Source organism: Nanobdella aerobiophila, from assembly GCF_023169545.1.
GTDB lineage: Archaea > Nanobdellota > Nanobdellia > Nanobdellales > Nanobdellaceae > Nanobdella > Nanobdella aerobiophila.
The window spans coordinates 483,636-497,787 of record NZ_AP019769.1 but is presented as its reverse complement, the minus strand read 5'-3'; the positions used below and the strand labels follow the sequence as shown (position 1 = coordinate 497,787).

15 protein-coding genes and 1 tRNA gene are annotated in these 14,152 nt (G+C 19.6%); 8 read left to right on the top strand and 8 right to left on the bottom strand.

Annotation, left to right across the window (positions count from 1 at the left end; translation table 11 throughout):
• The first annotated feature begins 74 nt into the window (after positions 1-74).
• The 3 genes from MJ2HA_RS02855 to cas4 are packed head-to-tail and all read left to right on the top strand — an operon-like array spanning position 75 to position 1,523.
• Positions 75-413 (top strand): hypothetical protein, encoded by a 339-nt coding sequence (locus MJ2HA_RS02855; protein ID WP_258393041.1) that lies wholly within the window; start codon positions 75-77, stop codon positions 411-413.
• A complete protein-coding gene (locus MJ2HA_RS02850) occupies positions 403-1,023 on the top strand; it encodes a nucleotidyltransferase domain-containing protein (protein ID WP_258393040.1) in 621 nt (206 codons plus the stop codon). Before MJ2HA_RS02855 ends, MJ2HA_RS02850 begins: the two co-directional genes overlap by 11 nt.
• The gene (gene cas4 / locus MJ2HA_RS02845; RefSeq protein WP_258393039.1) at positions 1,023-1,523 is read left to right on the top strand and encodes a CRISPR-associated protein Cas4; all 501 of its coding nucleotides are present in this window, start codon (positions 1,023-1,025) and stop codon (positions 1,521-1,523) included. The genes MJ2HA_RS02850 and cas4 overlap by 1 nt, the downstream gene beginning before the upstream one ends.
• Here the strand turns inward: cas4 and MJ2HA_RS02840 are convergent, their stop codons facing one another.
• Positions 1,524-2,402, bottom strand: coding sequence for a CRISPR-associated endoribonuclease Cas6 (locus tag MJ2HA_RS02840; RefSeq protein WP_258393038.1), 879 nt, complete (start codon positions 2,400-2,402; stop codon positions 1,524-1,526). It abuts the gene before it with no gap.
• 170 nt (positions 2,403-2,572) lie between these two features.
• On the opposite strand from MJ2HA_RS02840, the gene MJ2HA_RS02835 reads away from it, so the two are divergent.
• On the top strand, positions 2,573-3,520 hold the full coding sequence (locus MJ2HA_RS02835) for a hypothetical protein (protein WP_258393037.1): 948 nt from the start codon (positions 2,573-2,575) through the stop codon (positions 3,518-3,520).
• Between the two features lie 84 nt (positions 3,521-3,604).
• Entirely contained in the window at positions 3,605-4,012 is a 408-nt protein-coding gene (locus tag MJ2HA_RS02830) for a PaaI family thioesterase (protein ID WP_258393036.1), read from the top strand.
• Positions 4,013-4,261: 249 nt separating this feature from the next.
• Here MJ2HA_RS02830 and MJ2HA_RS02825 read toward each other — a convergent pair whose 3' ends face one another.
• The 7 genes from MJ2HA_RS02825 to MJ2HA_RS02795 form a co-directional block, all read right to left on the bottom strand.
• Positions 4,262-5,500: an ATP-binding protein gene (locus MJ2HA_RS02825; RefSeq protein ID WP_258393035.1), complete on the bottom strand. Its 1,239-nt coding sequence runs from the start codon at positions 5,498-5,500 to the stop codon at positions 4,262-4,264.
• Positions 5,501-5,923: 423 nt separating this feature from the next.
• Positions 5,924-7,198: an ATP-binding protein gene (locus MJ2HA_RS02820; protein WP_258393034.1), complete on the bottom strand. Its 1,275-nt coding sequence runs from the start codon at positions 7,196-7,198 to the stop codon at positions 5,924-5,926.
• A gap of 45 nt (positions 7,199-7,243) precedes the next feature.
• Entirely contained in the window at positions 7,244-8,509 is a 1,266-nt protein-coding gene (locus MJ2HA_RS02815) for an ATP-binding protein (RefSeq protein ID WP_258393033.1), read from the bottom strand.
• Positions 8,510-8,602: 93 nt separating this feature from the next.
• Positions 8,603-9,877, bottom strand: a complete 1,275-nt coding sequence (locus tag MJ2HA_RS02810; RefSeq protein ID WP_258393032.1) for an ATP-binding protein — start codon at positions 9,875-9,877, stop codon at positions 8,603-8,605.
• A 64-nt stretch (positions 9,878-9,941) separates the two neighbouring features.
• Complete coding sequence (locus MJ2HA_RS02805) at positions 9,942-11,204, bottom strand: ATP-binding protein (protein WP_258393031.1); 1,263 nt, start codon at positions 11,202-11,204, stop codon at positions 9,942-9,944.
• A gap of 374 nt (positions 11,205-11,578) precedes the next feature.
• Positions 11,579-12,496, bottom strand: a complete 918-nt coding sequence (locus tag MJ2HA_RS02800) for an SIS domain-containing protein (protein ID WP_258393030.1) — start codon at positions 12,494-12,496, stop codon at positions 11,579-11,581.
• 34 nt (positions 12,497-12,530) lie between these two features.
• Positions 12,531-12,737, bottom strand: coding sequence for a MoaD/ThiS family protein (locus tag MJ2HA_RS02795; protein ID WP_258393029.1), 207 nt, complete (start codon positions 12,735-12,737; stop codon positions 12,531-12,533).
• A 52-nt stretch (positions 12,738-12,789) separates the two neighbouring features.
• On the opposite strand from MJ2HA_RS02795, the gene MJ2HA_RS02790 reads away from it, so the two are divergent.
• From MJ2HA_RS02790 to MJ2HA_RS02780, 3 genes are all read left to right on the top strand, one after another.
• Complete coding sequence (locus MJ2HA_RS02790; protein WP_258393028.1) at positions 12,790-13,179, top strand: hypothetical protein; 390 nt, start codon at positions 12,790-12,792, stop codon at positions 13,177-13,179.
• 1 nt (position 13,180) lies between these two features.
• A tRNA-Ser gene (locus MJ2HA_RS02785) sits at positions 13,181-13,264 on the top strand.
• 31 nt (positions 13,265-13,295) lie between these two features.
• Positions 13,296-14,150: a hypothetical protein gene (locus MJ2HA_RS02780; RefSeq protein ID WP_258393027.1), complete on the top strand. Its 855-nt coding sequence runs from the start codon at positions 13,296-13,298 to the stop codon at positions 14,148-14,150.
• The last annotated feature ends 2 nt before the right edge of the window (positions 14,151-14,152 follow it).

Here is a 14,152-nt window from a genome sequence, read left to right as displayed (position 1 = left end):
AAATTAAATATATAATTTCGTTAACTATTGTAACCATGGATATTCTTATATAATTTAAATTTTATAATATATTCATGGAACCATGGGAAGAATTATTAGAACCTGCAGAGTTCGATTATCAGAAAGGTTGGTATACAGCATCTGCTGTATTATATGCTAAAGCAATATTCAGAATGATAGATTATTATTTATATAAAAAATATAATATAACAGTAAAAAACCATGATGAAAGAAAAATATATTTAAATTCTAAAAAAATAATAGACAAAGTTTGTAAAGAACTTTCAGATATATACCAAAGTATATATGAAATATACATTAGCGCTTATTATAGGAATATTACACCTTCAGAAGCAAGTTCATTAAAAGAATGGGCTACAAAAATAAAGGATATGATAAAAGATGATAAATAAAATTATAGAAGAGTTACATAAAATATTAGATGAAAATATAGAAGATATTATAATATTCGGATCTATAACTAGAGGAAAAGAAAATCCAAAAGATATTGATATATTAGTTATATTCAAGAAAATCACATATGATGTATATAAAAAACTAAATTTACCAGAAATATATCATATAAATATTATAGAATCTGATAAATTATTTTCTTTAGGAACATTATTGATAGAAATATTATCAGAAGGTTGGTCTGTAAAATATAAAAGACCAATTAGAGAAATTTTGGCATTTAAATCATTTAAAGAATATATATTTAGAAAAATAATTTATGGGGAAAATAAAAATAGCAAGAAGGTATCTTTTCATTTCTTTATTTATGGAAGAAAGGATAGAAATAAAAAAGGTTTATTAGAAGAGACTCATGCTGAATTAATAAGAAGGAATCCTTTTATAATTAGAGTTCCCATAGAATATTCCGAAATATTCAAAAGAAATCTGACAGCTTTTATTAAAACTAAGAATATTGAAATAGAATTAGAAGAAAGAACTGTTATATTAGGAAAAAAGTCTATAATTGGTACAGAAGAATTGGAAAGATATTTATTAAGAATGTATTAATGAAAGGTAATTATATTTATTATTTTATTATTTGTCCTAGGAAATTATGGTTTTATCATCATAAAATAACTATGGAACATGAATCAGATCTGGTGCTAATCGGAAAATATATAGAATTATTTTATAAAGAAAAATATAAATATCAAAAGAAATTAATAATTGAAGATATATCTCCAGATATTATGAAAAGATATAGAGATTTTGTATTAATCTATGAAATTAAAAAGTCTTCCTCATTTAAAGAAGCATCATTATGGCAATTAAAATATTACTTATATTATTTAAATAGAAAGGGCTTGAATGTAAAAGGAAAATTAATAATACCTGAAGAAAGCAAAGAAGAATATATAGAATTATCTAAAGAAGATGAAAAGAAAATAGAAGAGATGGTTAAGAACATTAAAGAAATATTAAAATCCGATAAACCACCAAAAGTAATAAAAAAACAATATTGTAAATATTGTTCCTACAGAATGATATGCTGGAGTGATGAAATATAATTATTTCAAATTAATGAATCCAAATCCCATAGAATTAAGTAATCCTAAACCAGTATCAAATAAAAATTTATAAAATCTTTTTTCTTCTCTATCTAAATTTCTTATAACATTTAATTTTCTCCATAAAGTTCCAATATATGTAACATCTCCTCTATTTTTTACCCTTGCCTTTACAGGTATTTCTCTTCTATATTCAAATTCATCGAATAATGGTTCATCAAAAGTAAATTCAGAACCTGTATAAGAATTATATTTTAATAAAGAATTTTTCTTTAAATCTTCTAACCAATCAAAAAAATTATCTAAATCTTTTTCGAAGCTATAATAAACATCATCTATTCTAATAATTCTAAATTTATTTTTATCAAGATAATCTATATCTTTTACTTTTATATCTTTAATATCTTTATTAATCCTTATTTTTTCTTTTTTGAATTCTTTAAATATATTTTTATCTTTTGTGAATACTTTATATAAATTAAAACCATCCGATAAATATCCATTATATCCTTTCTTTAATATAATTGGAGTAGCAGTTTCCCATGGAAATCTTAGTTCTAATTCAAATTTTTTTAATTCAATTATTTTAAAATCTAAAATCCCTAGTTTAAATTCATCTATTTCCTTTAATTTTTCATACATTACATTTATTATTTTTTTATTTGGTGAAGAAATAATTAAATTATATTTTTTATCTATTTTTAGATCTTCTACAGGAAATATATTTGAAAAATTAAAATATTTATATCCCTTATATGAATGTACCCATGCAAATTCAGTATCTTTTAGTAAATTATATATAAAACCTTGAATAATATAATTATTAATTATTTCATATTTAGCATCTTGTAATGATATAAATTTTAGTAATATTCTCATATTAAAATATTTTAAATAAATTTTATATTTAGTAAATTTTTCAAAATATACAAAAATTATTTTTTGATAGCACTCTTTTGTTTATATATAATATATTTGTAAGATATAAATTAAAATTTAACTTCAATTTTTCTAAAAAATCTTTAACTTTTTATGATAATTATTATTTTATGAAGCTCTTCTTTCCTATATACAAAAATATTTTTGTTTCAAATACATTTGATGAAAAGGAAATATTTTTGATAAGAAAGAGCATAGAAATAACAAGATCAGCTACAAGAAATTTAGAAAATAACGAATATATATTTATAATAAATAATACCGATTCCTTTTTTATAAAAAAATATTTGAAGGAGATATATTATGATAGAAGATCTAAGGGAATGTATTATGAAGGCGGATCAGCTTTGAGATATATAGATAATGATTTAAAGATATATGTTATATACATATCAAAAAATCCATTTTTCAATAATATTATAAGAATAAAAGAACAAGTTTACCATCTAATTAATAGATATATTCATGTATTTATACATGAAATGTTCCATAATCTTTTATCAGAATACTTAAATCTATTAGATATAAATTATTTACCAATAGTAAATGAATTATTCTTTAGGAAAATATTTGGATTTAAAGATATTGATTATGGAAAATTAAATGAATTAGAAAAATATTATGGATATTTCAATAGAGAAACTATTACAGATTTCTTTAGTATATTGACTAGTATTGTATTATTATTAATTAATGAATTTCGAATTGATGAAATAGAAAATATATTAATTAGTCACAGATATATATTTAATAAAGAAAATATGTTCAATAATTTTGATGATAATAAATTTTTAGTAGAATATTTGTTAGAAAATATAAAAATAAAGACAAAAGATATTTGTTATTTAATTGGTTTGAGTTTGGCACCAATATATTTTGATAGATTCTTAAAAAATTCGCTAGAAAATGCTACAGAAAGAATTAAAGGATTGGTAAATGATTTAAATAGTGTTGTTAATGATGCAATTAAATATTATAACATTGATTTAAGTAAAAGAAAAATAGGAGAAGTAGATACCAAGAAATTATATGATAAGTTAATGAATTTAGTAGAATAATTTTTTATTAAAAATCTAGTTTAAATTCCTCTATAAACCTATGAACATTAGATTTATATATTTTATAGAATTTAGATGAATTATATGGATATTAGTATAGTTAGAACTAAAATAAATAGAATATATGAAGAAATACCAATATTAAAAAAATTAGGTTTAGAATTTAATTTAGAAGAACTTAAAGAAAATGAAATAATAATATCTTTTGATGGTAAAGATTATTTTTATAGGAAGGGTGGCTTTTTGTTTGGGGGTTTTGTAGAATTATTATTCGACGCTTTTCTTGGTTTATTAGTAAGAATATTTAATGATAAAGCTAATCAGGTAACAGTAAATCTGAATATAGATTTTTTAGAAGAAGCAAAAGGCAATAAATTTTATATAAATGGAAGAATAATTAGAAAAGGTAGTTCAATTGTATTTGTGGAAGGGAATTTATATAATGGCGAAAAAATATTCGCAAAAGCGAATGGGATATGGAAGATTTTCTAGAACTATTTAATATTTTTCAAAAATGCCTTTAAACAGAAATATATTTCCATATTGTTCTAATAAATCTTTTAAATAATTTATTCTATATTCAATTCTCTGATAATAATTGAATTTTAATAATATAAAATCTTGTTTTTTATATAAACAATATGTTTTCAGGTCCTATTATAGATATCATTTACAATAACAATTGTAATTTGTTCTATATATAAAATAATAAAAAATTTATTTATTGGGAATTTATTATTTTTATATATTTAATAACCATTTATATAAAGGTATAAATTTAATATTTACATTATCTATAATTTTTGTATCCTCATAATCCCAAGTAATTATTAATAATTCAGGATTATATTCTTTAAATAAATTATATCCTTTAATTAATGATCTTATTTCTCTTTTATCTATTTCATCATAATTATTAATATATGATACTTGTATTAATTGTTTTATATTATTTCCTTCTTTAATTAAAAAGTCTATTTCATAATTATTTCCATATAAATAATAAAAATTTTCTTTATATTTTTTATATAATTCAATAAAAACAGTATTTTCCATTAATCTACTTATTGAATAATTATCTGATAATGCTGTTATAAATCCATTATCTATTATATATATTTTTTTAGGATATTTTACTCTTTCTTTTTCTTTATATGAAAAATATCTTAGTGTAAAGATCAAGTATGCTTCTTTTAAGTATTCTATGTATCTTTCTACTGTTACTTTACTATTAAAATTTAATATATTATATAATTTGTTTATTGTAAATCTATTAGATGATATAAATATTAAATATCTTGCTAAATCATGTAATTTTTCAATATTTCTTATTTTATATCTATATAAAACGTCTTTATATATTATGCTATCAAATAATGTTTTAATATAATCTTTTCCAAAATTTTTTACAATTACTTCAGGAAATCCTCCAGTATCTAAATAATTTCTTAATATATTTAATATTTTTCCCTTTTTTTCTTTATCAATTTCTATATCTTTTAAATTAATTTTTTTATAATTTAATATTTCCTTAAAAGAAAATGGAAAAATCTCAATTGATACATATCTACCAGTTAAATGTGTAGATAATTCTTTTGATAATAATTTTGAATTAGATCCTGTAATAGTTATATTATATCCTCTTCTATATAAAGAATTTACCCATAGTTCCCATTTATCATAATTTTGTATCTCGTCTAAAAATAAAATATTTGTATCTCCATATATTTCTTTTATCCCTTTTTCTATATCTGTTGAATTAAAATTAATTAATTCTCTTTCATCAAAATTTACATATCCAAAATTTTTATCTTTTAATGATAATAATGCTAAAGTACTTTTACCAGATCTTCTAATACCAGTTATTACTTTTATAATATCTGTATTTATATCAATATGATATTCTCTATCTAATAATTCTTGTGAATAAATATAATTTAATTCATTCTTTTGTCTTATCAATACTTCACTTATATTCATTATATATATTATAGTGTACAAAAAATATAAATTTTGTTCACTATATTGTACAATAATAATATATATTTTTAGTAGTATTATAATTATAAATATAATCAATAAAAATTTAATTAAATAACTTTAGAGTTATTAAATATAAAATATTAAATTATTTATATTATAATATTTTTTATATTAAGCATTTTTATTTTATATTTCTATAATATATCTGTATTATTAATTAATGCCTATAAAAATATAGATTTTTATATCATAGAATAAATTTAGAAGATGCTATTCATTTACTTATAGCATAAAATATGGAGATCTCGGGAGAAAATTTATTTTTTAATGGAAAATAATCATTTATACTCAATTATAATAGATTTAGAAAATTTTTAATATCTTTATTATAAAATATAACAAATAAGAGTTATTAAAAAACTAATCATTATTTAATAACCACCTATATAAAGGTATAAACTTAATATTAATATTATCTATTATTTTATTATCTTCATAATCCCAAGTAATTATTAATAATTCAGGATTATATTCTTTAAATAAATTATATCCTTTTAATAATGATCTTATTTCTCTTTTATCTATTTCATCATAATTATTTATATATGATACTTGTATTAATTGTTTTATATTATTTCCTTCTTTTACTAAAAAGTCTATTTCATGTTGTTGATAATCTTTGAAATAATATATTTCTAATAATGGATTAATATTTGTTTTTCTCAATAATTCTAAATAAATAATATTTTCCATATCCCTGCTGATATCTTTATTTCCAAATATTCCATATCCTGTATCTATTAAATATACTTTTTTAGGTGATACTATTATCTCTTTTATAGATTTAGAATATTTCTTTAGTAAAAATAATAATAAAGAATCTTCGAAATATGATAAATATTTAATAATTGTTATTTTATGAATACTTTTGCCATATTGTTTGAATAGTTTGTGTAAAGAATTGTATGAAATGTATTTTGAATAATTATTAATAGCAAAATATAAAATTTCATTTATAATTTTTTCATTTTTTATCATATATCTATCAATAATATCCCTACTTACTACCGTAGTTAAATAATCTTGTAATAGTTTTAGTTTATCTTCGTTTAATACTATTTCAGGATATCCTCCATATTTTATATATTCATTTAATAGAGATTTTATTTTATTATAATTTAGATAAAAATCTTTACCTTCAAAATTTATATCTTTAAATCTTAAGAATTCTCTAAAGCTTAAATTAAATATATTATAAGTTATAGTTCTACCTCTTAAATGTGTTGCAATTTCCTTTGATAATAATTTTGATGAAGAACCTGTAATATATACATAATAATTCTTAGATAATAAATATCTAACTACTCTTTCCCAATCTTCTATTACCTGTACTTCATCTAAAAGAAATATGGGTTCTTTATCTGGATATAATTCTTTAAAGATATCAGCTATATTTATTATATCTTCAGGCTTGAAATTTGCAAATATAGGATTTTCAAAATCTATATATACATATCTTTCTGGATTATCAATTAATGAGAATAAGAAGTATGTTTTTCCAACTCTTCTTGGTCCTATTATACTTATAGCTTTTCCTTTAATTGGTGTTATATTTAATTCTCTTTTTTTAATATTAGATGGTGGTTTACTTTGGAATTCTAGTATATATCTCTTCACCAACTCTTTATCAATCATAGTATATTATAATATACCAGTTTTTATAAAAGTTGGTATATTGTATTATATAATTTTTATGTAAGAATTATTTAATAACCATTTATATAAAGGTATAAATTTAATATTAATATTATCTATAATTTTTGTATCTTCATAATCCCAAGTAATTATTAATAATTCAGGTTTATTAAATAAATTATATCCTTTTAATAATGATCTTATTTCTCTTTTATCTATTTCATCATAATTATTAATATATGATACTTGTATTAATTGTTTTATATTATTTCCTTCTTTAATTAAAAAGTCTATTTCATGTTGTTGATAATCTTTAAAATAATATATTTCTAGATTTTTATTATAATAACTTTTTCTTCTAAATAATTCAATTGCAACAATATTCTCCATTAGTTTTCCAATATTATCTGGTAATACTTTATATCCTAATGATGTATAAAAACCTGTATCAATTGTATATACTTTTTTAGGAGATTTATTTATTTCTTTTAATTTAAATGAAAAATTATTTAAAAATATGAATAAAAATGATTCTTCCAAATAATATAAATATTTTGAGGCAGTATGATCACTACCTAAATTAAAATTCTTTTTTATTGAATTATAAGTTATATTATTTGAAATATTTGATAATAGATAATATGAAATATCTTTAAATGTCTTAGAATATTTTATTTTATACCTATATATTATGTCAACATTTATTATACGATCATATAATTCCTTTAAATATATATGAGGATCTTCATTATTTACAACTATTTCTGGAAATCCTCCATATTCTAAATATTCTCTTAATAATCCTTTTATTCTTTCATAATCTTCATAGGTATTTATTTTAAATTCTTTTGCCTTAAGAAATTCTCTAAAAGAAAAAGGAAATAATGTAAAAGAAATTGCCCTACCAGTTAAATGTGTAGATAATTCTTTTGATAATAATTTTGAATTTGAACCTGTAATATAGATATCATAATCTTGATTATATAATCTATTAACAAATATTTCCCAATTTTCTAAATTTTGTATTTCATCAAATAAAATTATATCAAATAAATTATATGCTTGTAATAGTCCTTTATATATTTCTTCTGCACTATATTTTAATATTCTATCATCATCAAAATTTACATATGCAAATTTTTTATCTTTTAAATAATTATAAATAAATAAAGATTTTCCAGATCTTCTAATACCAGTTATTACCTTTACTAATTTTGTATTTATTAATTTTAATTCTCTTTCGATGAATTTAGAACTATTAATAACTTTATCCATATAATATTTTTGACTTAATAATATATCTGCAATCATATTATCTATTAGTGCGAACTTTTTATTAAATTTTCGCACTGATAAATAAAATATTACAATATATAATAAAAGGATGTTATGAACAAATAGAAATTATATATTTAATAACCATTTATATAAAGGTATAAACTTAATATTAATATTGTCTATAATTTTTGTATCTTCATAATCCCAAGTAATTATTAATAATTCTGGTTTATTAAATAATTTATATCCTTTTAATAATGATCTTATTTCTCTTTTATCTATTTCATCATAATTATTAATATATGATACTTGTATTAATTGTTTTATATTATTTCCTTCTTTAATTAAAAAGTCTATTTCATAATTATTTCCATATAAATAATAAACATTTTCTTTATATTTTTTATATAATTCAATAAAAACAGTATTTTCCATTAGTCTTCCTATATTATTTGGTATTCTATTATTTAATAAATAATTTATTATCCCATTATCAATAAAATATAATTTTTTATTTGCTAATTCCATTTTCTTGATTGAAAAATCAAAATGTCTCAAAGAAAAAATTAGAAAAACATTTTCCAAATATCTTATATAGTTATATACTGTTTTTTTAGATACTTTTAATCCGGATGACTTTAAACTATTGTATATTTTATTTATCGAATATTGAGAAGAAAATGAAGAAGATAGTATTTTTATAATTAGTTCTAATAAATATTGTTGTTTTATCTTGTATCTTTCTATGATATCTCTATAAAATATAGAATCTATTAATGATTTAAAAAATTCCTGTTCATCTATATCTGTTAAAATTAATTGCGGATATCCACCAGATTGTAAATATTTATTTAATATATTTAAAATTTTTCCTTTTTCACTAATTGTATAATATTTTTTTATTTCAAATCCCTTTATATATAATATTTCTTTAAAATTAAATGGTAATATAATATAACTTATACTCCTTCCTCTAAATTGCGTTGCAATTTCCTTTGATAATAATTTTGATGAAGAACCTGTAATAAATATATAATATTTCTTTTGTTCATATAATGTATAAATAAATTTTTCCCAATCTTTTAGATTTTGTATTTCATCAAAAAATAAATATTCTGGTTCTTTTTCATATATTTCAATGTGACTTTTTATTATATTATAAATTCTATCCTTATCAAAATCTAACCCCTCTTCTTCAAAATTTATAAAAATGTAATCTTCATCTCTTAATTTTAATTTATTTAATATCAAATCATATAGGAAATATGTTTTACCAGATCTTCTTGGACCTATTATCGAAAAAACAAATTCCTTATTTATATTTATACTAAGTTCTCTTGGATATATTTTTAATCTCTTTATATATTCCTTTTTATTTATAAAATAATCTTTAATATCCATAATACTATATGGGTAAAAATTTTATTAAATCCTTACCCCTAAAGGGGTAAGCATTTATAAAAAATCATATATTTAATAACCACTTATATAAAGGTATAAATTTAATATTAATATTATCTATTATTTTATTATCCTCATAATCCCATGTAATTATTAATAATTCTGGTTTATTAAATAAATTATATCCTTTTAATAATGATCTTATTTCTCTTTTATCTATTTCATCATAATTATTAATATATGATACTTGTATTAATTGTTTAATATTATTTCCTTCTTTAACTAAAAAGTCTATTTCATGTTGTTGATAATCTTTAAAATAATATATTTCTAATAATGGATTAATATTTGTTTTTCTTAATAATTCTAAATAAATAATATTTTCCATTAATTTACCAATATCTTCAGAAAATCTAATTGTTTTTGATAAACCTGTATCACAAATATATATTTTCTTTGGCCAAGTTTTTCTAATATGTATTTTATTTGAATATTTATCTAATAAGAAAAAATAAATTGTATCTTCCATTTTTGTTATATAGTTATATATTGTATTTTTTGATAACATTATATTCATGCTTTTTATTTTATTGTATATAGAATTTATTGAAATTTCTTCAGAAAAATTTGATAATAAAAAGTTATGTAAAAATCGGGCTAATTCTAAATTTTTTATTTTATATCTTTCTATAAAATCTCTAAATAATATTAAATCTGAATATTCTTTCAATATTTTTGTTTTATTATCCGAAAATGTTACATCAGGAAATCCACCATATTCTAAATATTCTTTCAATAATTTTTTTATATCAGAAATATTTTCTAAAGACCTTAAATTTATTTCAATATTTTTTATCTTTATATATTCCCTAAAAGAAAAAGGTAATAATAAATAAGTTATAGTTCTTCCTCTTAATTGTGTTGCAACTTCTTTCGATAATAATTTAGAAGAAGAACCTGTAATAATAATATTATATTTTTTTAAATCATGTAATTCTCTAATAATAATTTCCCACCCTTTTAAATTCTGTATTTCATCTAATAACAATGTATGCGGTTCATAATAATTTTCTTTGAATAATCTTATTACATTTCTTAAATCTTTATAATCTATATCTATTAATCTAGAATCTTCAAAATTTAAATATAAAGGATCTCTTAATAATTTTCTTAAATATAATAAATAATATGTTTTACCAGACCTTCTTGGACCTATTATTGTAGTTATAAAGTTGCTATTTATTTCAATTTTTAATTCTCTTTCAATAATTTCAGGATTAAAATTATTATACTCTTCGAAGAAATCCATTATATTTTTTGCATTCATATTTTATTTACAATGAGGAAATTTTTTATAAAAATTTTCTTTCTTATAGGGAAATTTTTAATATAAAGACAAAAATTATATATATAATAAATTAAGTATCAATAATATTTTTGCAGATAAATTATACTTTATGTTTAATAAAAACTATTTACTAAAATTTATAAAAGGTATTTTTATTTCATATTCAATTAAACGCGATTTATAGATTATTATGAGTATTTAATAATTTCATATTATTAAGAGATAGTAAAGAATAATAAAAATTTTTTGATAAAAAATTAATCAACATTTAATTAACTACTTATATAAAGGTATAAGTTTAATATTATCTATTTAATAATTCTTTAGATATGAAAACCAATATAAAATAAAAACTATTTAATATTTTTCAGAAATGCCTTTAAACCAGCAATATTTTTACTATGATATGGATCTACATTTAATTTTTCTGCTAGTTTTAATGTAAATGTTCTAAATGATAATGTACCTAATACGATTTCTTCTAATAAATTTCTATATTTTAAATCAAATAATAAGACATTATTTCCATATTGTTCTAATAAATCTTTTAAATAATTTATTCTATATTCAATTCTCTGATAATAATTGAATTTTAATAATATAAAATCTATATTTAATTTACTAATACTTTCTAAATCATGATGATTATATTCAGATATGATTCCATATTGAGTAAACCATTTTGCCTCCTCATTTAAATGCATTTTCAATCCTAAAGCTAAAGATTCATGTTTTTTATCAGTATATATCATTATAGGATTTTTTATATCATCTACATATAAAGATAGGTCCCTCAATTTTTCTTTATAATCCTTTAATATATCTAGTAATTCATAATATTTGTTTTTATCTAATATTGACAATAAAATTCCTAATATTATTGGAAAAGTGTATCTTGTAGCTGGAAAATTTTTATCTATTTTGATATAATATAAATTTTTTTCTTTTGCTATCCTCTCCATCTCCCCTCCAGCAGAAATTGCTATAGTATTAAATTTATTATTTATTGAATCATTCATAGAACTTATAGTTTCTTCTGTATCCCCGGAGTAAGAAATAAATATATTTAACCATTCATCATCTACAAATTCTGGTAAAAAATAATCTTTTAGTACATATACTTCTCTATTATTTAATATTGGTATAATATAATCGCCATTTATTCCAGAACCGCCCATTCCAGATATTAATATTTTTTTATAGTCTTTTGTTTCTAAATTTTCATATTTTTTTATAATATTATAATAATCTATATAATAAGGGTCATACATAAGGTTATGATAAATCCTCTATTATATATAAATTTTATCCCCCCGATACGGAATCTAGAATTTTTATATAATCTCCTTCATTTATATTATCCTCTTCAGTTACTATTTCATTATTTTTTAATACTAAAAATCTTGATGGGTCTAGATTTAGCATATTTAATAATTCTTTTATATTATTACCATTAAAGTCTATCTCTTTTTCAAGATTATATTTTTCTATAAATACCTTTATTTTTTTCATGAATTTATTTTATCATAAAAAATTTAAAAAGAATTTTAGATATAAAAAAGGTATGAAAAAATACTATGGGATTATCCTAATTTTTGCCATAATAGCTACTATATTAATACTATATTATTATTATAATTATTTACATAAGGTATTATATGGTTCTATGAATTTTAATTTTTATACAAACCCATATAACTATACAGTAAATTATTCAAACAATACATTATATTTGTATTTAAATGATATACAATTACCAGAAATATACACAAATCAATTTATATTGAATATATCTGGAGTTAGATATAATCTATCTTGTAATCAATCTATATTATATATTAACCAAAGTACAAGATGCTATTCTAATAATGTAAATTTAACTAGCAATGATCTCATACAACTTTTATATAAATATTCTAATGTATTATATGATATTGAATTAAAATATAATTGATGCCGTGGTGCCCGAGCGGTCCAAGGGGTATGGCTGGAGACCATATCCCCGAAAGGGGACGTGGGTTCAAATCCCACCCACGGCGGGTTTATATCCTTTATTACTATTTACTATTAATGCATAATTACCAGTGGTCTATAAAGACGATCGATGATATATTAGATAAAATAGGAAGTCAACCTCTTGATGTATCCACTGGAGACGGTTCTAAAAACTTAGAAAAAATATTTGTTGAATATAATCATCATATGATCAATTATATTAAATCAAATAAGGAAAAGTCGCCTAGTATTTTATTAAATGGTAAAAAAGTTTATATTTCAATACCAGTTAATTATCTATTAAAAGGAAAGCCTGTATTTATAGTAGATTCAAATAAGACGTTTCATGACTATCTTCTTAATACTTATAAAGCTAGGTATTTAAAAAATTGGGTAGGTAATATATATTTAGCATATTATAAACCTTATTATGATGCTAGATCAGTTAAATACTCTCTAATAGTAGGAAAACCAGATATAATATCCTTTGATAAGTGTATTGAATTATACGAGTTAAAGAGCTTGTATGTAGATAAAGATAAACCAATAATAGAAAAATTGAATGAAGTAATTGAAAGTGCATCAAATCAAGTATTAATATATCTATACTTGGCCGAAAAAATGATGGATAATAAAATAATTGAGAAAGAATGTACTAATGGATATATAGTTTTAGCTTTATATAGTAGATTTGAATACCAACTAGGACTGGTACTTAATAAAATAATTAAAAATCATAAGAATGGTTTGAAGATTTTAAATTCGCCTACAAATAATTCTCGATATCAAACCTTGAAAATTGACAATGGAGAATATTATTATTTCTTCCTCAAAAAACAGATATCATATTCTAAAGAAGAATTTAAGAAAATTGAAGGTATGATAGAAAAATCAGAAAAAGAAATATTAAGGTATTGGAATGCTTTATAAAT